The organism is Novosphingobium resinovorum, from assembly GCF_036352595.1.
Lineage (GTDB): Bacteria > Pseudomonadota > Alphaproteobacteria > Sphingomonadales > Sphingomonadaceae > Novosphingobium > Novosphingobium resinovorum_B.
Genome location: NZ_JAZFAX010000026.1, coordinates 59,222 through 78,107, shown reverse-complemented (window position 1 = coordinate 78,107; position 18,886 = coordinate 59,222). Strand labels below are relative to the sequence as shown.

Sequence of the window (18,886 nt, the reverse complement as noted above, 5' to 3'; positions counted from 1 at the left end):
TCAGCCGAGCATGCCCGCCATCCGACAGGCCATCATTGACCGAATATCAAGACCTCCGCCAGACCAATGCCCTCATTGCGGTGGGAGCCTATCAGTCACGCATTTCAAACTTCTGCCAAAGTAGTGCCAGGTCGTAAACTCATAAACGGCACCATCGAGGCGCCGGAATGGCGAACAACTCGGGCCGATAGTGGCCGCCGGACGGGCAGATGCAATCAAGCCGGTCTTGCACAGGTTCCCGTCTGAGCCCGAGGTCTCTACCAGCTATGGGCGAAGCCTGCGCCCGGCTTGATGCCCGGCCATCGCCGCGATGGCAGCGGCGGCATTGTTCTCAGAGCCACGCTCTGCCCAAATAGAGCGCCGCGGTGACAGCCAGAGCGATGAGCAGACCCCGCCGCCAGAGTCCGGCCAGATACTCCCCCGAACACCGGTTCATGACAGCGCAGAGCGCGATCGCGGCGGTCGTCAGGATCAGCCAGGCAAGCGTCAGCGGTGCTTCGGGCCGTACGAAAGCAAGGATCGCGGTGAGCGCCAGCACCGTAGGCTGCCCCCAGCACACCGCTGACCAGATGCGTTCCCATTGCGGCGCCGGACGGCCGCGATCGCGGCGGCGGGCAAGCCAGATCGTCACACCGCTGGAGGTCACGACGCACAGCGCCAGGCCGAGCAGACCATAGGCCACGCGCAGGACAGGACCGCCGAACCAGCCGAAGTGCAACTGGCCGATGCCGCTCAGCACCCGGGTGCCGACGACCATGTCCTCGGGATGCTCCTCGTGGATGGGCACGCCTCGCGCGTCGAACCGAACTTCGTCCTGCACCACGAGGTCGCTGGGCCGGCGGCCATGGACCGAAATCTGCATGTCGGCGCGGCCGGGCCGCTCGACCATGACGCTGTCGATCGCGGCATTGCCCATGCGCGCGCGGGCCTGTGTGATCAGCGCGGCGAGGTCGGGCATCGGCACGGTGCGGGCATCGACAGCCGGAGGCGGGTCGAGGAACAGGGCATAGACCTTGTTCATGTCGCCGCGATAGAGCAGCAGCGAGAGCCCGGCGACGATCAGCGTGCTCAGGCCCAGCAGCGCGCCGGTCAGCGCCAGCGTGAAGTGGAACGGCAGCGCCCAGACGCCGAGCCGGTTGTGCAGGTCCGCTTCCTGCAATCGCCGTGATCCGCCGAGCCGCAAGTGAAACGCATCGCGCACCACACGCGGATGGGCAAGAATGCCCGAGACCAGCGAGGACAGCAGCGCCACCCCGGTCAGCCCGACGATGAACCCGCCCCAACTGCGGGGCAAGTGCAGGCAGATGTGGAGGTAGATCAGGAATTCGGTCCAGACCGCATCGAGCGGGGAGAGCCGGCCGTCCCCGGCCACCGCCCAGTTGCGTTCGAAGCCCGGCTTGAAGGCGACCAGCGTGGCGCCTTCCTTGGCGGGGCTCGGCATCGTCAGGTACATCGAGCTGTCCGCCGGTGCGTGACGCGCCGCTTCGGTCAGGGCCCGGGCAGCGGCGGCATCCGGCAGGTGCGTCACGACCGGGGTGCCCGGCACCTCGATCCGCTGCAGGTCCGGCGCGAAGACCGCGATCGTGCCGGTCAGGCAGACGAGGTAGATGATCGCGGCGAAAGCGAGCCCGAGCACCGAATGGCTGCTCAGTACGGAACGCACCGTCTCGGGCGAGATCGGCCAGCGCCACTGTTTCTTGCGGGTATTGCTCATGCCGATGCCCCGGAAAGGATGCCGCCAAGGAAGGCAAGGCCGAAGCCGACCACGCTGGTGCCCACCAGCACGGCCGTCGCGCGCAGCAGGCGGCGGTCGGCAAGCGTCCAGGTCATCGCCAGGCCCCACAATACCGGCAGCAGCATGCCCCCGGTGACGATACGCGTGCGCGGATCGCCGGGCATGTAGACGGTGACGCAGAAGGCCAGCGCCATCGCCGCGGTCATGCCCAGCGGCCCCGCCAGCAGAGCGCGCAGCACGCCGCGCCAGACGCGGCCCGGCTCGTCCAGAGGCTCGGGCGCGTCCTCGAGATCGCGCTGGCGGGCCGCCTTGCGGCGGACCCGGCCGTGCCAGACGACGCCCAGTGCGCCGATACCTTCCATCACCAGCGCCAGTGCAGTGCCTTTGACCGGGCCGACGAACCATGCGGCGGCCAGGATCGCGCCGACGAGCACGGCCCAGCCCCCGGCCAGCAGCACCGGGGCGCCCCCTTCACGCCGCCGCCACGAAGCGCGCAGCAGCGCGGCGCCGAACGCGCCTCCTGCCAGCAGCAGCAGGCTCGCCGCCCACATCGCGGGGGGCAGCATCACCAATGGACGCCCGCGCCGATCCCGAAGGTCTGCGGGTCGCCCAGGATCGCCTGGTGGATCGCGGCATATTCGTACTGCTTGTACTTCTCGTTGAAGATGTTGCGCGCGAAGACGAAGACCTGCCAGTTGCCGGTCTCGTAGCCCAGCCGGCCGTTGACCACGGTGCGCCCGGAGACGGCGTACTGCTGCTGGTCCTGACCGACCCCGGTGAACACCGAGGTACGGTAGTTGGCATTGAGGTTGGCGGTGACCCCGCCCAGCACGGCTGCGTTGATGCCGCCCGACAGCGTCCAGCGCGGCGCATAGGGGAACTGCGTACCGGTCAGGTCGACGGTGCTGGTCGCGCCGGTCGGCAGGTCGAAATCGTCGAACCTGGTGCGCACATGGCCGACCGATGCGTAGATGTCGATGCCGGGGGCGACATTGGCGTTCGCCTCCAGCTCGAATCCGTAGAGGTGCGAACCGGCGGCATTGACGGTGTTGTAGTCATAGGCATTGAGCCCGAAGTAGGCGGTGACCTGCTGGTCCTTCCACTTCATGTAGAAGACGTTGGCATTGACCACCAGCTTGCCGCCAAGCCACTTGGAGCGCACCGAGCCCTCGTAGTTCCAGCTGTATTCCGGGTCGTAGGGCACCAGATCCGCGCGGGCCGGGTTCTGGCTCGATCCGCCCGAGCGATAGGCGCGCTGTACGGTGAAGGCGGTCGTCAGGTCCGGCGTCCAGTCCATGCTCACGCCCAGCTTGGGCAGGAAGGCGTTGAACGTGCGGCTGTTCGAAGCCAGCGGCGAGGAGGCATCGTCGACGAGGCCGAGCACACCCTGGTTGATCAGGCCGATGATCGGCGCATAGGCGGTGCCGAGGAAATTGACGTCGGGCAGCGTGCCGTTGAAGCTGGCCACGGTCTCGGCCGCATAGCGGTTGCGCTCGTGGTCGAAACGGAAGCCGCCGATCAGCGTCAACCGGTCGGTCAGCTTGAAGCGGGCGTCGCCGAACACCGCCATCGTCTCGACCTTTTCGGGCTGGGTCGCACCGTAGAGCACCGGGATGACCGGCAACTGTGCGGCATAGGCGGCGGCGATCGTCTGTGCCTGCGCCGGACTCGCTCCGCCCGACTGCAGCAGCGCCGCGATCGTCGAGGTGGGCGTCGCGATGTTGACGCGGCTGTTCTGGTCGATGGCGCCGATGCGGCGATAGTACCAGGCGCCGAGCAGCCCGCTCAGCCGCTCGCCCTCGTAGTTGAGGCGCAGTTCCTGCGTCAGGGTGCGATAGAGGTAGCGGTTGTCGATCGCCTGGATATCCTCGGGCGTGCCGTCGGTATCGATCTGCGAATGGACCTTGGACCGGTTCCACGAGGTGACGCTCGACAGCTTCAGGTGGTCCGCCAGCGGGTAGCTCAGCTTGAACACGGCGATGTCGCTGTCGATCTTGCCGCTGGTGGGCTGGTCCCCGGTGGCGACGCGGTGATCGTAGAAATCGGGCGTATCGCTACGCGCATATTCGTAGAGGTAACCGCCGTCGCGGCGCACGCGGTTGTAGCTGGCGACCGCCTCCAGCCCCGGAATGGCGCTCGGCGTCCACTTCACCTTGCCGCGCAAATTGAGCGACTTGAGTTCGTCGTCGTAGCCGCCGCGCGTCAGGTTGCGGATCAGGCCACGGTCGGCCCGGCGCTCGGCCGAGAGGCGCACGCCGAGTTCGTCGGCGATGATCGGGCCGCCGACCGCGGCGGAAAAGGTGCGGTCGTCATGCTCGGTCCACAGCACGCGCGCGTCGCCGGTCCAGCGGTCGAGCGAGGGATCCTTCGTGGTGATGACGATGCCGCCCGCCAGTGCGTTGAGGCCCTGGATGGTGGACTGCGGCCCGCGCAGCACTTCGACCTGCTGGACGTCCCACATGTCGGTCGGCCCGCCGTAGAGCGCCCACTTGGGGATCGGCGCGCCATCGACGTAGACGCTGGCGGCATCCGCCTGCCCGCCCGCACCGACGCCGGTATTGCTCACGCCGCGAATGGTGAAGCCCGAGGAACCATAGGTTTCCGAAAGGTTCGCGGTGCGGTTGTAGACGTCCTGGATCGAGATCAGCGTCTCGCGCTCGATCTTCTCCGCAGTCGTCACGGCAATGCTGGTCGGGGTTTCCTGCAGCGTGCGCGTGGATTTTTCACCGGTGACGATGATGTCGCCCGGCCGGATCGCGGTTTGGTCGTCCGCCGCCGCCTGCTGTGCATGCGCGGAAACCGAGAGCGCGGCCAAGGCCACGCCCGAAAGGAAAACGGAAAAACGGATCATGTACCCCCCACGCGCTAACGGCGGCGGATATGGCTTTTTCAATATTGCGAGTCAATTGCATCATTGTGGCACGCTGTTACAATGCTCGCCCGGCGCAGGGAGGCTGCATAAAGCGCGAAAACCGGGGCGGACGCTGTCGTTCGAGGGCAGGTCATTTGACGCTGGGGCACACATTCGCCCGCAGAGCCGCTGGACTGGCCCGACATGCGCAGATGTCTCCAAACTGCAACCTCCACGGCCTAGGGCGCCCGGGGCTACCCGGAGTGCGCCTTGAGTTGGCTACGTGACGTCGATCGCTGGTTCCTGAACGAAGTGCTGCCGCACGCGGCGGCCTATCGGGCAAGGGCGGCGCATTTCTGCGGGCGGGACGAGGCGGACGATCTGGTGCAGGAAGCCTATGCCCGCGTCCTCGCCGCGCCCGACCACATGGCGATCGCGGCGCCGCGCGGCTTCGTGCTGGCGGTGGTTCGCAACCTTGCGCTCGAACGCCTGCGCCGGGCGAACGTGGTACGGATCGACTTCCTGGCCTCGATGGAGGTGCTGGACGTGGCCGATCCCGCCCCCGATGCCTTCGCGATCACGTCCGGACGGTCGGAGCTTCAGCTTTTGCTGCGCTTCATCAACGAGTTGCCGGCGCAGTGCGGGCGCGTGGTGCACATGCGCAAGATCCAGCAGATGCCGCCCGCGCGCATCGCCGAAGAGCTTTCCCTATCGCTATCGACCGTGGAAAAGCATATCGCTAAAGGGCTTGCCCTCATCACGAAGGCGCGCCGCGAGCACACGGCCCAAGCGGAGGAAGTTTGTCCCACGGTCCCGACACCCTTGCGCCTGCCGCTGACCTGACCGAGATCGCGGCCGGGTGGCTGGCCGCGCTCGATGCCGGGACTGCGGACCGCGATGCCTTCGAGGCATGGCGCGGCGCGGACGTGCGCCATGCGATCGCCTTCGCCGAAGTGGCGCAGACCTGGCAGGATCTGAACGAGGCCAGGCTCATGCCCTGCGGCTCCGGGACGGTTGCCCCGCCCCCTGCCTTTCCACCCATCGAGGCGCGCAAGGCCGATCGGCGGCGCGTCCTGCGCGCTGCGGCGGCGCTGGGCACGGTTGCGGTGGCGGGCGGCGGCTTCGCCATTCGCGCCGCCGCACGCAACAAGGCCGATACCACCATCGGCCAGCGCCGCACGGTGTCCGACAATCCGGCCTTCGCGGTCGATCTCAACACCGACAGCAGCATCTATTGGAAGGACGGCACGCCCTTGCGGCTCTGGCTGGAACGCGGCGAGATCGCGATCCGGCTTGGCGCGGCGCATCGCTTGAGCCTGATGACCCCGGGCGGCACGTTCCATCTGATCCCCGGGATCTACAACGCCCGCCTGCGCGGCGCGAGCTGCGAACTGGCGGTGCTGCAGGGCCAAGGCACGCTGGGCGACGGCGGCCGCATCTTTGCGCCCGGCGAAGTCGCGCTGGCGACGGCGGGACAAGCCAGCCTGCGGCCCCGCGATGCCGATCTGAGCCGGGTCACGGCCTGGCAGCGCGACACCCTGGTGCTGAACGGCGAGAGCCTCGACTATGCGCTGGCGGAGATGAACCGCTACGTGGAACGCAAGATCGTCATCGGCGACCCCGCCTTGTCGCGCCTGCGGATCGGAGGCACGTTCTCCACCACCGATGCGCGCGAATTCCTCGATGCGCTGCGCACTTCGTTCGGGGTGAAGGCGATGTCCGGCGCTGACGGGAACATCGTGCTGACGCACGGCTGAGCGGCTTTGCCGGGGTTTCGGCGAGGTTGGAAAGCTGGTTTGAGCGGCCAGCTGCCATTTTGACGGCTCTAAACCGCCCCCGTCATCCCCGCGAAAGCGGGGAGCCAACGGATGCCTTTGCGCGCACCAACCGTCAGCAGATGGGTTCCCGCCTTCGCGGGAATGACTGAAAGGGGTGGTTACTGGCCGTCAGTTCCTCCCCGGGACGGGGAGGGGGACCACCCGCAGGGTGGTGGAGGGGCACCCTCGGTTTGCATGCCATCGCGTTGATACGCTTGCCAATGCCCGCCGATCGAGGTCTGGCGATCTACCGCGTGCCCCTCCACCATGCTTCGCATGGTCCCCCTCCCCCAAGGGGGAGGAATGGGGCGTCTCCCGCCCGTCTGCTTTTCCACGCGATCAGGCACAGCAAATCCGCTTCCCCGAAAAAATCTCGCGCCCGAGTAGCGGTTTTCCTTCGCCCATCCATCCTTGCCCCGACATTCGCATCCAGCAGGGATCATCCATGTACAAGTACCTGACGACGACCGCCATCGTGGCGGCCGCGATGCCGGCTGCCGCCTTTGCGCAAGGCACGGTCCAGTTCGAGATCAAGGCAGCCGATACCGCCACCGCGCTCAACCAGTTCGCGCATCAGGCCGGTGTCCACGTGGTGTTTCCCTATGACGCCGTCGCCGCTCGCCGCTTTGCCGGGCTCAGCGGTCGCTATACGCGGGGAGAGGCGCTGCGCCGCCTGATCGCGGGGCAGGGCCTCGTCATCGCCAGCGAGACCGCCAGCATGATCTCGCTCAAGGCGGCGGCGCCCGAGAAGCGCGATCCCGCGCCGGTCGCGGCGGCGGACGCCGAAGTGGGGCAGGACATCGTCGTGCTGGGCCAAGGCGAATCGCGGCAGGTGCAGACCGTGTCGGCCAAGGCGATGGAGAAGGCCACGCCGGGCACGTCGCCGCTGCGTTCGCTGGGCCGCCTGCCGGGCGTGAACTTCGATTCCTCCGACGCGCACGGCACCTATGAAGCCGCCACGCAGTTGTCGATCCGCGGCTTCATCAGCGACCAGATGGGCTACACGCTGGACGGCGTGCCGCTGGGCAACATGCAGTACCGCAACAACAACGGCCTCTCGATCAACCGCGCCCTGCTGACCGAGAACAACGGCGGCGCCACGCTGTCGCAGGGCAGCGGCGCGCTGGGCACCGCGTCGACCAGCAACATCGGCGGCACGGTGGACTTCACCTCGATCGATCCGACTTCCACCTTCGGCATCGACCTGCAGCAAAGCTACGGCAGCGAGAATTCGTGGCGCTCGTTCGTGCGGATGAACAGCGGCGACCTTGCCTGGGGCGGCCGTCTCGCGGTGTCCTACGCGCACGACCGGCAGGGCAAGTGGCGCGGCTGGGGCAAGCAGGAGCAGGACCAGCTCAACGCCAAGTACGTGCAGCCGCTGGGGGACAACGTGACCTCCACCACCTTTCTCGACCTGATCCACCGTACCGAGGACGATTACAACGACACCTCGCTGGCGAAGATCAGGCAGTACGGCTGGAATTTCGACAACGTCCCGACGTATGCGCTGGCCGAGCAGCTTGCCACGATCGTCCAGAACGGCGGCGCCCCGCCCGCGCCTTACGTGAACGCCGACGATGCCGTCTATCAGGGCGGCGGCGTGCGGCGTGACCTGCTGGCGTACGAGAAGCTGGAGTATCAGCTCGGCTCGCGTCTCTCGGGCGTGACCACTGCCTACATCCACCTCGACAAGGGCATCGGCACATGGGCCGACCCTTACGATCCGACGCCCGAAGCCTACGGCGGCTCGCCGATCTCGGTGTCCGCGAACCGCTATGACATCAACCGCAAGGGCGTGACCTCGCGCCTGAAGTTCACGGCGGGCGATCACCGGATCGAGGGCGGGGTGTGGTACGAGCACAATGCCTTCAACCAGGCATCGTACCTCTATGGGCTTGAGGCTGGCGTGGCGCCGGAGAACTTCCAGCAGTTCTACAGCAACCCGTTCCACACCAACTACCAGAACGAATACCGCACCGACACGCTGCAGCTGGACATCAGCGACACCTGGCAGGCGACGGGCGCGCTGCGGCTGAATGCGGGCGTGAAAGGCGTGGTGTCCACCGCCAGGGCACACTCGATCGTCAGCACCAAGCCGATCGACGGTTCGATCCAGGCGAAGAACTGGTTCCTGCCGACGGCGGGCGCGCTCTATACGCTGGACGGCAACAACGAACTGTTCGGCGACTACACCCGCAACATGGCGGCCTTCGTCGCCTCGACTTCGGCGGGGCCGTACTCCAGCAGTTCGCAGAGCGGCTTCGATTATATCCGCAAGGATCTGAAGCCCGAGATGACCGACACGTTCGAGGCGGGCTACCGCTTCCACAACCGGGCGCTGCAGCTGTCGCTGACCGGGTACTACGTGAAGTTCACCAATCGCCTGCTCGCCTCGTCGATCAGCGCGACGGTGGTGGGCAACCAGAACGTGCTGCAGAACGTGGGCAGCGTGTCCTCGCGCGGGGTCGAGGCGGCGGCTAACTGGAAGTTCGCGCCCAACTGGACGATCTACGGCAGCTACGCCTTCAACGACGCGACTTATGACGACGACGTCCAGCCTGAAGGCGGCGCGGTGATCGCCACCAAGGGCAAGCAGGTGGTCGCCTCGCCCAAGCACGTCGCCAGTGCGGAGCTGAACTACGACGACGGCAAGCTGTGGGGCCAGCTCTCGGCGCATTATCGCAGCCGACGGTACTACAGCTACCTCAACGATGCGGTGCTGCCCGGCGCGGTCAACGTGAACCTCTCGGGCGGGTATCGCTTCAGTGAGGCGCTGGACGTGCAGGTCAACGTGACCAACCTGTTCGACAAGCACTACATCGCCTCGACCGGCACGGCGGGCTTCGTGACCTCCGATCCGAACGGCACGTACACGACGCTGCAACCGGCCGGGCCGAGGCAGGTGTTCGCCACCATCGGCCTGCATTTCTGAACCGCCGTTCTTGGACTTTTTCCCGGGAGTGCCCGCGCTTGATGCGCAGGCGCTCCCGAATGCCATCGGGATGCACCCTATGAACCGCCGTAACCTGCTTAAGGGTGCCTTGTGTACCTCTTTGGTGCCGTTGAGTGCCGTTAAGGCACCCACCGCTCTTGCCGCATCAAGTGATTGTTTCAGCTTCGCTTTTCTCAGCGATACGCACATTCGCCCTGAACTCGGCGCCGCCGAGGCCTGCGCCATGTGTTTCGAGCAGGTCTCCGCCAGCCCGGTCGATTTCGTGATCCACGGCGGCGATCACATCGAGGATGCGCTGGAAACCGGCCGTGCCCGTGCGACGATGCTGATGGACCTCTACCAGCGCACCGAGCGCGCCCATCTGCGCAAGCCGGTGCGCCACGTCATCGGCAATCACGACTGCTTCGGCGTCTTCCCCAAGAGCGGAATCGCGCCGGAAGAGCCGGGTTACGGCAAGCAATTCTACACCGACCGCTTCGGCCCGCGCTACTACGCCTTCGATCACAAGGGCGTCCATTTCGTGGTGCTGGATGCGATCGGCATCACCCCGGACCGCAATTACGAAGGCCGCGTCGATGCGCCGCAACTCGACTGGCTGCGCGCCGATCTGGCCGCCCGGCCGAAAGGGCAGCGCGTCATCGTGGTCACGCATATCCCGCTGGTCACCGCCATGCAGTGCTACGAACCGGAGTCCTGGCTGGATACTCCGCACAACTGGACGTTCGTCGTGAACGGGCGCGAAGTCCTGCGAATACTGAAGGATTACAACGTCCTCGCGGTGCTGCAGGGGCACAGTCACGTCTACGAGCAGATCGAACTGAACGGCATCCGTTTCATCTCGACCGGCGCGGTGGCCGGCGCGGACTGGCGTGGATCGTTCCTGGGAACGCCCGAGGGCTACAGCGAGATCACGGTCGATGGTCAGGCCGTTTCAAGCCGTTACCTTACGTATGGGTTTGCCACGCCTCATCGCCAGGACGTTCCGATCTGACCCTTGACGAAGGACGGCATCACCGTAGCCTTCTGCGCGGCCCATCCGGCGCGCGATCAGTTCGCCGGCATGTATTCCCGGGAATCGGGCAGTCCGGTGCGGAACACCGCGCCGGTCAGCGCCAGCGCACCGGCCATACAACCAGTTCCATTTTCCATGTCGATCATCCGGCGTCAGACCGCGCCGGCATCAACCCGGCGCAGGCTGCGCAGATCACCCTCGTGAAGCGATGCGGTGGCCAGTCCGATGCCGCGCAGGCCGGATGCATCGCCCAGCGTCTGAAAGCCGTAGTAATAGAGGTGGATTCGCCCTCCGGCCACGACCAGCCGGGTCGCGGCGACACCGAGCGAGTCCCAGGCCCCCGGTTCTCCGGCCGCGAATATCGGTTCGCCGTAAAGGCGATGCCACACCAGCCCGTCGTCGGAGTCCGCCGCTGCGATCGCGCGCTGGTGGCGGGCATCGGTGCCGGTATAGATCATCAGGAAGCGCCGTCCGCCGGGCAGCGGGTTGGCCAGCACCTGCCGCGTTACCAGGCCGTGGCTGTCATAGCCGGGCGAAGGTTCCGCGAACGAAAGGCACCCGGCGCTGCGCCAGCCCCGATCGGGGCACGGCGTCCACACGCTGGTGCGGAAGCCGGACAAGTCGGATGCCGCCTCGGTGACTTGCAGGATCGGCCCGCTCGGCCCTTCGAAGACGTTCGGCCAGGCACGGTAGATGGTATCGCCGGGTAGCGGCAGTTGTGCGCCGTCACCGGCAGGATCGCGCCCCGGGATGCGGTCCCAGGCCGTTCCGTCGGCGCTGAATGCCAGCCCCGGCCGCATGCCGAGGCCGACGACGTCCCCGAACGCCGCGGTCGTGCGCGGCGCATGGTCGCCTGCGAAGTACCACATATGGTAGCCTTCGGAGGTGGCGACGATGTCGGAGATGCCGATATGCAGGCTGTCGAAACCGGTTGCGGCAGGCGCGAACACGGCGCCGTGCGGGCCCGTTCCGTCGTGGCGGCGCCAGGTCATGCCATCCTCCGACACCGCCATCGCAATGGTCCCGGTGCCCAGCGTAGGCGGTCCGGCGCCGTCATGGCGGCGGCAGTAGTACCACATCCGCCATGCGGCTTCGGACCCCGGCGGAGCGGCGGCATCGTGGACGACCACCGCTCCGCCGAGGCGATGGTCGTCGCAGCGACCGGCGGGACCGGCAGCCAGGATCAAGCCGGAAACCTGCTGCACTGCCGCCCCCGTCATGCTCAGTACTTCGCGGAAAGCGTCACCCCGAAGGTGCGCAGATCCCCGAGGCTCACGTTGTACTGGTAGATCGAGGGCACCACGAACGAAGCCTCGGCGTACTTGCGGTTAAGCAGGTTCTTCGCCCAGAAGAACGCCTTCCATGTACCCGCATCGATGCCGACGCGTGCATTGGTCAGCCAGTAAGGGGCGATCGAGGCGGTATTGGTGCCGTCGACATACATCTTGCCGCGATAGATCTCGTCCGCGCCCATGAAGAACTGCAGGTCGTCATTGATCGCGGTGCGGTAATCGAACCCGACCGTTCCCTGGAATTCCGGCACGTTGCCAAGGTAATTGCCCTCGACGCTGCCATCGGCGCGGCAGACGATATCGTCGCAGAACTGGCTGCTGGCAGGCGCCGTCGCCCCGGCCTTTGCGGTGGCATGCTGCCATGCGAACGAACCGTTGAGCGTCAGGCCCTGCCCCGCCTTCACATCGCCGCTGAGTTCCACGCCGTAGGATTCGGCCGCGCCGCCGCTGATGTAGATGCTCGGCACCGCGCCGCCGCCCGAGTTCGAGTTTTCCGGCGGCACGTAGTTGGAGGGCGGCGCGGCGATCTGGCGCTTCTGCCAGTCGATGTAGAACACCGCTGCCGCGAAGTTGACCGCCCGGTTGAAGGCCGAGCCCTTGGCGCCGACTTCGTAGGTCCAGTTCACTTCCTCGCCAAAGCTGCGCTCGGCCTCGGTCAGCGTCACCGAACCGCTGACATAGCCGTTGAAACCGCCCGCCTTCACGCCCTTTGCGGCGCTGGCGTAGAACATCAGGTCGCGGTTCGGCTCATAGCGGATCGAGAAGCGCGGCGTGAGGCTGTTGTAAGTCGCCTCCAGCGGGTCGAGCGTGGGCGTCAGGCGATCGAGCGTGCGCAGCCGCGCGTGGGTATAACGCGCCTCGGCGCCGAGCGTCACGGTATCGTCGAACAGCTTGTAGCCCACGCGGCCATAACCCGAGTCGGTCCAGTATTCGGTCAGGCGGTTGTTGAACAGCGTCACCCCGCCCGCCGAAAGCGGATCCCAGTCGTCGCTGGTGATCGCGGCCTGCCCTGCCTGAACACCGTAGCCGAGGCCGAACAGGAACGAATCCCACGCCTTCGAATGGAAGTAGCCGAAGTCGAAAGTCAGCGGACCACCGTTGTCGAAAGCCAGGCGCGCGTCGTGACTCTCGTACTTGAGCAGGCCCGCCTCACGCTGGCGCGAGATCGACGGAGTGGTCGGCGTGCGATAGGAATCGGAGGTCAGGTAGTACGAGTTGCTGGCGAACAGCGACTGCTCGATACCCTCGCCCCGGACTTTGCCGAAGTCGTAGTTGAAGGTGAACGCCGGAGAGATCCTGTACTCGGCGGCGACGTGGTACATCTCGGTCTTGCCGCGCATGCCCGGCTGCGGGACCGAGAACAGGCCATCGGGATAATTGCCGGTGTTGACGCCGGACCGCTTGCCGTCGGGGCTGCTGGGCAGATTGCCGCACCACAGGCGCGGGCTGCCGTTGCTGCCCACGGTACCGCAGTTGAGCTGGTCTTCCTTGAGGTTGCCGTCGATCGTGTAGAACGCGCGGATCTTCTCTTCGCGGGTCAGACGATAATACGTGCCGGTGATCGTCAGCCCGTCGGTCGGCGTCAGCTTGAGCGAACCGGAGAAGTTGCGCCGCTTGTAGCCGCCGAAGTGCCCCATGTCGGTCGATCCGGCGCCGGGGTAGTTGTTCTTCCAGACGCCGTCGAAGTCGGCGCGGGCATAATAAATCCGGCCCGAGAGGATACCCGGGATGATCGGCCCGCCGATCCCGGCGCGCACGTCGGTGTAACCGCCGTTGCCGACCGAGGCCTGCCCGTTCGCGTGCAGTTCGTCAGTGGGCTGGCTGAGCACGTAGTTGATCGCGCCCGAGAAGGTGTTCTGGCCGTAGAGCGCGCTCTGCGGCCCTTTCACGATCTCGATGCGCTGATAGTCGCCCAGCTGCGAATCCACCATGTAGCCGCGCTGCAGGTAGATGCCGTCGATGAACACGCCGGTGTTGCCGATGGCGTTCTGCACGTTGCTTTGCGACAAGCCGCGGATGACCGCGTTGCCGTTGAACTTGGACAGGAAGTCGGTGAAGCGCAGGCCCGGCGTGTTGTTGGCCACGTCCTGCAGGTCGTTCATGCCCTTTTCGGACATCTGCTCGGCGCTCAGCGCCTGGATCGAAAGCGGGACGTCCTGAATGCGCTCCTCGGTGCGACGGGCGGTGACGACGATGTCGCCTGAGGGGCTGCCCGCGCCCTCGTCCACTGCCTGAGCCTCGGCCTGCAGCGGCGAAAGGATGAGCGCGCCAAGGCAGCAGCCCAGCAGCAACCGTGAACTTCCTCGAACGCTATGCACGAACTCCATGATAACCCCCATGTTGTGAATTGACCGTCCCGAGCACTCTGGCCCGAGGCCCCTGATCGCGGCGCGTCGCTCGTTGGCGCGGCCTGCAGGGAGAAGTTGCGGTTGGATGGACGGATTCGGAAACAATTGTCGTTCGATTCGTCGCAGTGCGATAAACCGTTCGTTGCGGCGATGACCGGTGCAGCAGACGCGAGGCACAGTCGATCGTGACGATGCAGGGCCGCTTGTGCCCGGATGCACGACGCACGGGGACCAGCCATGCCGACACGCCGTAATGCCCTGATTTCCGCTCTCTCGACAACGCTGACCACGGGGCTGGCAACTGCTGCGGGAAGTGCCGATGCGCTGGCCGCTCCGGCGCCGGGCCGCAGGCACCGGGCAGGCGCAGGCGATCTCACCACGCCTGCGTCGCTGGTGGTGACGACCGGCGCAGGCCGGGTGCGCGGTTACGACAGTGCGGGCATCGCCACGTTCAAGGGTATCCCCTATGGCGCCGACACCGGCGGCAAGGGACGCTTCATGCCGCCCCGTGCCGTCGCGCCGTGGCCGGGCGAGCGGCTTTGCATGGTGCCGGGCGGGATCTGCCCGCAGCATCAGGACCGGCGCGGGCCAACGCCGATGTCGTTCCTGCTGCCGGGAACCCCAGCCTTCGAGGATGAGGACTGCCTCAACCTCAATGTCTGGACGCCGGGAACCGGCGACGGCGCCAAGCGCCCGGTCATGGTGTGGATTCACGGCGGCGAGTTCAGCAACGGCGCCAGCCTGGCGATCCGCGCGACCGACGGCGAGGCGCTCGCACGGCGCGGCGACGTGGTCGTCGTATCGGTCAACCACCGCCTGAACGCGCTGGGTTTCCTCGATCTCGCGGCAGTCGGCGCGCCTGCGGAATTTGCCGGCGCAGGCAACGTGGGGATGCTCGACCTCGTGCTGGCGCTGCAATGGGTGCGTGACAACATCGCCGCCTTCGGGGGCGATGCGGGCAACGTCACGATCTTCGGCCAGTCGGGCGGCGGCCTCAAGGTGACGACGCTTTGCGCGATGCCCTCGGCCAGGGGGCTGTTCCACAAGGCGATCGTGCAGAGCGGCTCGGAAAGCCGCATCTTCCGCCGCGAAATGACCGAGCCGCTGGCCCGCGCCTTCCTTGCCGAACTGGGTGTGACGCCCGCCGAGGCGGCGAAGCTGCAGGATCTGCCGATCGCGCAAGTGCGGGGCGCCGCGGAGAAGGTCATGAGCGCATGGGCCGCCAAGGCGCCTCCCGGCGATATCTGGCACATGGTAGGCTGGGCGCCGGTGCTGGACGGCACGGTGATCCCGTCCGATCCCTATGATGCGAAAGGCCGCGCGCTCAGCGCCGGTGTGCCGCTGATGGTCGGCACCGTACGCCATGAATTCTGCTTCACGATGTTCTCGCTGGCCGCCGAGAACCTCACCATCGCCGATGTGCGCAAGGGGCTGGAGCCGGCGTTCCGCGACCCCGACACGCTGATCGCGGCATTCGCCAAGGCCTATCCGCAGGAGAAGCCGGTCGGGCTGTGGGCGATGATCTCCGCCGCCAGCTTCAACCGCTGGAATGCGCTGGCGCAGGCCCGCGATCACGCCGACGCCGGCGCGGCTCCGGCGTTTCTCTATCGCTTCGACTGGATCACTCCGATGCTCGACGGCTCACCGCGCGCCTATCACTGCTCGGAGCTGCCGCTGGTCTTCGACAGCATCGACAAGGCGCCAGAGGCGACCGGCACCGATGCCCGTGCCCGCACCATGGCGGCCCGCGCCAGCGCGGCGTGGATCGCCTTCGCGCGCACCGGCAACCCCTCGCACGAGGGGATCGGCCACTGGCAGCCTGTCAGCGCGAAGGCCGCGCCGGTGATGGCCTTCAACGATGCCTGCCGCCTGGAGCAGGAAGACACCGCGCTGCTCGAACTGGTGCGCAGCCATCGCAAGTACGGAGCCTGACACGCCGAGCGGGCAACGTCAGCGTTCGAGGAACTCGATGACGTTGCCCGCCCCGTCGCGGATGAACAGGCCGCGCCCGAACGCCTCGCCCACTTCCAGCACCGGCTCGATGCCGCGTGCGATCAGGTCCGCGCGAAAGCCGTCGTAATCGGCGACGGTGAAGGCGGCATGCTTGTTGCCCAGCGTCTTCAGATCCTCGCGCGGGTCGAGCCGCTCGACCGGCATCGGGCGGGGATCGGCGACCTGGAACAGCTCTATGCGCAGACCTTCGCGTTCGAGGAACATCGCCTGCGTGCCGCCGGGGATCGCGAAACGCCGCTCTACCCGGAAACCCAGCACATCCTCGTACCACTGCGCGGCGGCTTCGATATCGGGGACCGACATCGCCGCATGATGAAAGGCCAGGGAACCTGCCAGTCCTTGCGCAGCGCCGCTCACCGGCCCGCGATCACGGCCAGTGCGGCCTCCAGATCGACCACTTCGCCGATCTTGGCGCGGATATCGAACAAGTTGCCTTCGTGCGGGCCGGGCGCGCGGTCAGCGCAGGCATCGGCGACGACGAGCGGCACGAAGCCGTGGCACAGCGCATCGAGCGCGGTCGCGCGCACGCAGCCGGATGTCGAATAGCCGCCGATCAGCAGGGTATCGATCCCTTCGGCCACGAGCATCGGCGCCAGCGCGGTGCCGAAGAAGGCCGAGGGGTAGAACTTGGTCAGCACGCGATCACTCGGCTGCGGCGTCAGTGCCTCGGGGAAGGCGCCGAGCGGGGAGCCGGCCATGAAGTTCTTCAGCCCCGGCACTTTGCGGAAGAACATGCCGCCTTCGCTGCCGTCGCGGTATTCGACGTTGGTGAGGATCACCGGAATGCCCGCCGTCCGCGCCGCATCGGCAAGCCGCACCGCCGCCTCCAGCGCCGCCTCGCCCTGTGCATAGAGCGGCGAGGCCGGGTCGAGATAGGCCATCACCATGTCCACCAGCACCAGCGCGGGGCGCTTGCCCGGCTCCAGCCCGCCGCCGAACCCGGCGCCGGCGTAATCGCTTTCAAGGTCCTGCGGCTCAGCAGCCATAACGTGCTCCATGGTCAAGCAGCGCCCCGGCGCCGGTAAGGTCGTTGAGATCGTGCAGCATGCCGGTTTCGCCGCGCAGTGCGGTGGCGGAGCGGTCCTGCGCCAGCTGAGCAAGCCAGCGCGGCGCTCCAGTGGCAAGGCCGCCCATCAGCAGCAGCGGATGCAACGCGGCGGCTATGCCGAGGCGTTCGAGCACGCGCTCGTCGTCGGTGGGCGAGACGCCGCCCGCCGCAAGGTTGTGGATCAGCGGCACGCGCCCGGCCAGGCGGGTCGCCACGGCTTCCAGTTCGGCCATCGTGCGCGGCCCTTCGACGAACACCGCATCGGCGCCTTCGGCCAGGAACGCCTCGGCCCGGTCGAGCGCGGAGGCAAGGCCCTCCACCCCCAGCGCATCGGTCCGCGCGACGACGAGCATGGCGTCCCGCGCATCGAGCGCGGCGCGCACGCGGCCCACCGCCTGATCCAGCGGCACCACCTGCTTGCCTGCCATGTGTCCGCAGCGCTTGGGAAAGGTCTGGTCCTCGATCTGCACCGCGCTGCCCCCGGCGCGTTCGAGCATCCGCACGAAGCGCTGAAGGGTGAGCGCATTGCCGAAGCCGGTGTCGCCGTCGACGAGCAGCGGCAGATCAGACGCATCGCGCATCAGCGCCACGGCGTCGACCACCCGGTCCGCAGGCACCAGCCCGAGGTCCGCGCGGCCGAGCATCGCCATCGACAGCCCCGCGCCCGAGACGAACCCCGCCGCGAACCCGGCGCGCTCGACCAGCAGCGTGGTCAGCGCGTCCCAGCACCCCGGCATCGAGACGAGGCCGTGATCGGCGTGCCCGGCCAGCCGGGTGCGCAGGCGAGCGACGTGGTTCATTCCGGTCGGCTCAGCCAAGTTGGCCTTGACCAAGTTGACCGGCAAAATGGTCCTCGTGGTTTTCGAGATACCATGCCGCGATCTCCTCACGCGTGGCCCACCACACGCCGGGCAGCGACTTGGCATGCTCGATGAACTCGCGGATCGCACGCACGCGGTGGGCGCGGCCCGAGACGTGCGGGTGCAGGCCCACGTTCATGATCCGCCCGGTCGTCGCGCCTTCGGCATAGAGCACGTCGAGTTCCTCGATCAGCGCGTCGCGGAACTGGTCGGTGGTGAAGTTCTTGCGGGTGATGAAGGTGAAGTCGTTGATCTCGTTGGAATAGGGGACCGAGACGATCGGGCCGTTGTCAGTCCGCAGCAGATAGGGCTGATCGTCGTTCATGATGTCGCAGTAGAACGTGCAGCCCTCCCCTGCGAGGATGCCCGCCGTCTGCAGCGTGCCGCGCAGCGAGGAGGACAACCAGCCCTTCGCCTTGCGCCCGGTGAACTGTTCGTACTGGGCCAGACTACGCAGCACGATCTCGCGCTCCTTGGCCGGATCGCCCGCGAAGCCGGTGAGCAGTTCGCCCTGTTCCCAGTTGTGGGCCAGCAGTTCCCAGCCCCGTTCGAGCACGGCGTCGGTCATCGCCTTGCGGCGTTCGAAGGTGACGGCGTTGGTGGTGCAGGTGGCCGGCACGCCCAGTTCGTCGAACAGATCGAACAGGCGCCAGATGCCCACGCGCTGGCCGTATTCGCGCCAGGTGTAGTTGGGGAAGTCGGCGACGTTGCCGGGCAGGATGTCGGGCAGGATCGCCGGGCCGCCCGCGTAATAGGGCTTGTCGGTATCCTTGGTGAGATCCCAGGTCTCGAGGTTGAACGTGAGCATGAGCGCGACGCGCGCGCCGTTCGGCCACTTGAGGGGCTTGCGCTGCGGGAGCGGGACGTAATCATATTCCATCACGAGGGCCTTTCGGACGTACAGGGGCAGTCAGGGGTTGGAATCTAGGACTGGCGCGGAGCCGCCACCTAACGATC

The 18,886-nt window shown here is 66.9% G+C and carries 14 protein-coding genes; 5 read left to right on the top strand and 9 right to left on the bottom strand.

The window, feature by feature from the left end; all coding sequences use genetic code 11:
- Positions 1–331 precede the first annotated feature (331 nt).
- From V2S85_RS20400 to V2S85_RS20390, 3 genes are read right to left on the bottom strand one after another with little or no spacing between them, the layout of a single operon-like run.
- A complete protein-coding gene (locus V2S85_RS20400; RefSeq protein ID WP_330704656.1) occupies positions 332–1,714 on the bottom strand; it encodes a PepSY-associated TM helix domain-containing protein in 1,383 nt (460 codons plus the stop codon).
- Positions 1,711–2,301: a hypothetical protein gene (locus V2S85_RS20395; protein ID WP_330704657.1), complete on the bottom strand. Its 591-nt coding sequence runs from the start codon at positions 2,299–2,301 to the stop codon at positions 1,711–1,713. Before V2S85_RS20395 ends, V2S85_RS20400 begins: the two co-directional genes overlap by 4 nt.
- The gene (locus V2S85_RS20390; RefSeq protein WP_330704655.1) at positions 2,301–4,586 is read right to left on the bottom strand and encodes a TonB-dependent receptor; all 2,286 of its coding nucleotides are present in this window, start codon (positions 4,584–4,586) and stop codon (positions 2,301–2,303) included. The genes V2S85_RS20395 and V2S85_RS20390 overlap by 1 nt, the downstream gene beginning before the upstream one ends.
- A 270-nt stretch (positions 4,587–4,856) precedes the next feature.
- Here V2S85_RS20390 and V2S85_RS20385 point away from each other — a divergent pair, with 270 nt between their 5' ends.
- The 4 genes from V2S85_RS20385 to V2S85_RS20370 all read left to right on the top strand — a co-directional run bounded on the left by V2S85_RS20385 (position 4,857) and on the right by V2S85_RS20370 (position 10,347).
- Complete coding sequence (locus V2S85_RS20385) at positions 4,857–5,429, top strand: RNA polymerase sigma factor (RefSeq protein ID WP_330704654.1); 573 nt, start codon at positions 4,857–4,859, stop codon at positions 5,427–5,429.
- On the top strand, positions 5,387–6,343 hold the full coding sequence (locus tag V2S85_RS20380) for a FecR family protein (RefSeq protein ID WP_330704653.1): 957 nt from the start codon (positions 5,387–5,389) through the stop codon (positions 6,341–6,343). The genes V2S85_RS20385 and V2S85_RS20380 overlap by 43 nt, the downstream gene beginning before the upstream one ends.
- Positions 6,344–6,848: 505 nt before the next feature.
- Positions 6,849–9,335 carry a TonB-dependent receptor gene (locus V2S85_RS20375; RefSeq protein ID WP_330704652.1) on the top strand — a complete coding sequence of 829 codons (2,487 nt, stop codon included), beginning with the start codon at positions 6,849–6,851 and terminating at the stop codon, positions 9,333–9,335.
- 70 nt (positions 9,336–9,405) lie between these two features.
- On the top strand, positions 9,406–10,347 hold the full coding sequence (locus tag V2S85_RS20370) for a metallophosphoesterase family protein (RefSeq protein WP_330704651.1): 942 nt from the start codon (positions 9,406–9,408) through the stop codon (positions 10,345–10,347).
- A 173-nt stretch (positions 10,348–10,520) separates the two neighbouring features.
- Here the strand turns inward: V2S85_RS20370 and V2S85_RS20365 are convergent, their stop codons facing one another.
- On the bottom strand, positions 10,521–11,588 hold the full coding sequence (locus V2S85_RS20365) for a hypothetical protein (protein ID WP_330704650.1): 1,068 nt from the start codon (positions 11,586–11,588) through the stop codon (positions 10,521–10,523).
- Positions 11,589–11,590: 2 nt separating this feature from the next.
- Positions 11,591–13,987 carry a TonB-dependent receptor gene (locus V2S85_RS20360; protein WP_330704649.1) on the bottom strand — a complete coding sequence of 799 codons (2,397 nt, stop codon included), beginning with the start codon at positions 13,985–13,987 and terminating at the stop codon, positions 11,591–11,593.
- Positions 13,988–14,245: 258 nt separating this feature from the next.
- Here V2S85_RS20360 and V2S85_RS20355 point away from each other — a divergent pair, with 258 nt between their 5' ends.
- On the top strand, positions 14,246–15,940 hold the full coding sequence (locus V2S85_RS20355; protein ID WP_330704648.1) for a carboxylesterase/lipase family protein: 1,695 nt from the start codon (positions 14,246–14,248) through the stop codon (positions 15,938–15,940).
- A gap of 18 nt (positions 15,941–15,958) precedes the next feature.
- Here V2S85_RS20355 and V2S85_RS20350 read toward each other — a convergent pair whose 3' ends face one another.
- Genes V2S85_RS20350 through V2S85_RS20335 form a run of 4 tightly spaced genes read right to left on the bottom strand, consistent with a single transcriptional unit; the run spans position 15,959 to position 18,809 of the window.
- Complete coding sequence (locus tag V2S85_RS20350; protein WP_330704647.1) at positions 15,959–16,378, bottom strand: VOC family protein; 420 nt, start codon at positions 16,376–16,378, stop codon at positions 15,959–15,961.
- Entirely contained in the window at positions 16,375–17,007 is a 633-nt protein-coding gene (locus V2S85_RS20345; RefSeq protein ID WP_330704646.1) for an isochorismatase family protein, read from the bottom strand. Before V2S85_RS20345 ends, V2S85_RS20350 begins: the two co-directional genes overlap by 4 nt.
- Positions 16,997–17,869 (bottom strand): isocitrate lyase/PEP mutase family protein, encoded by an 873-nt coding sequence (locus tag V2S85_RS20340; protein ID WP_330704645.1) that lies wholly within the window; start codon positions 17,867–17,869, stop codon positions 16,997–16,999. Before V2S85_RS20340 ends, V2S85_RS20345 begins: the two co-directional genes overlap by 11 nt.
- A gap of 10 nt (positions 17,870–17,879) precedes the next feature.
- The gene (locus tag V2S85_RS20335) at positions 17,880–18,809 is read right to left on the bottom strand and encodes a polysaccharide deacetylase (RefSeq protein ID WP_330704644.1); all 930 of its coding nucleotides are present in this window, start codon (positions 18,807–18,809) and stop codon (positions 17,880–17,882) included.
- Positions 18,810–18,886: the final 77 nt, after the last annotated feature.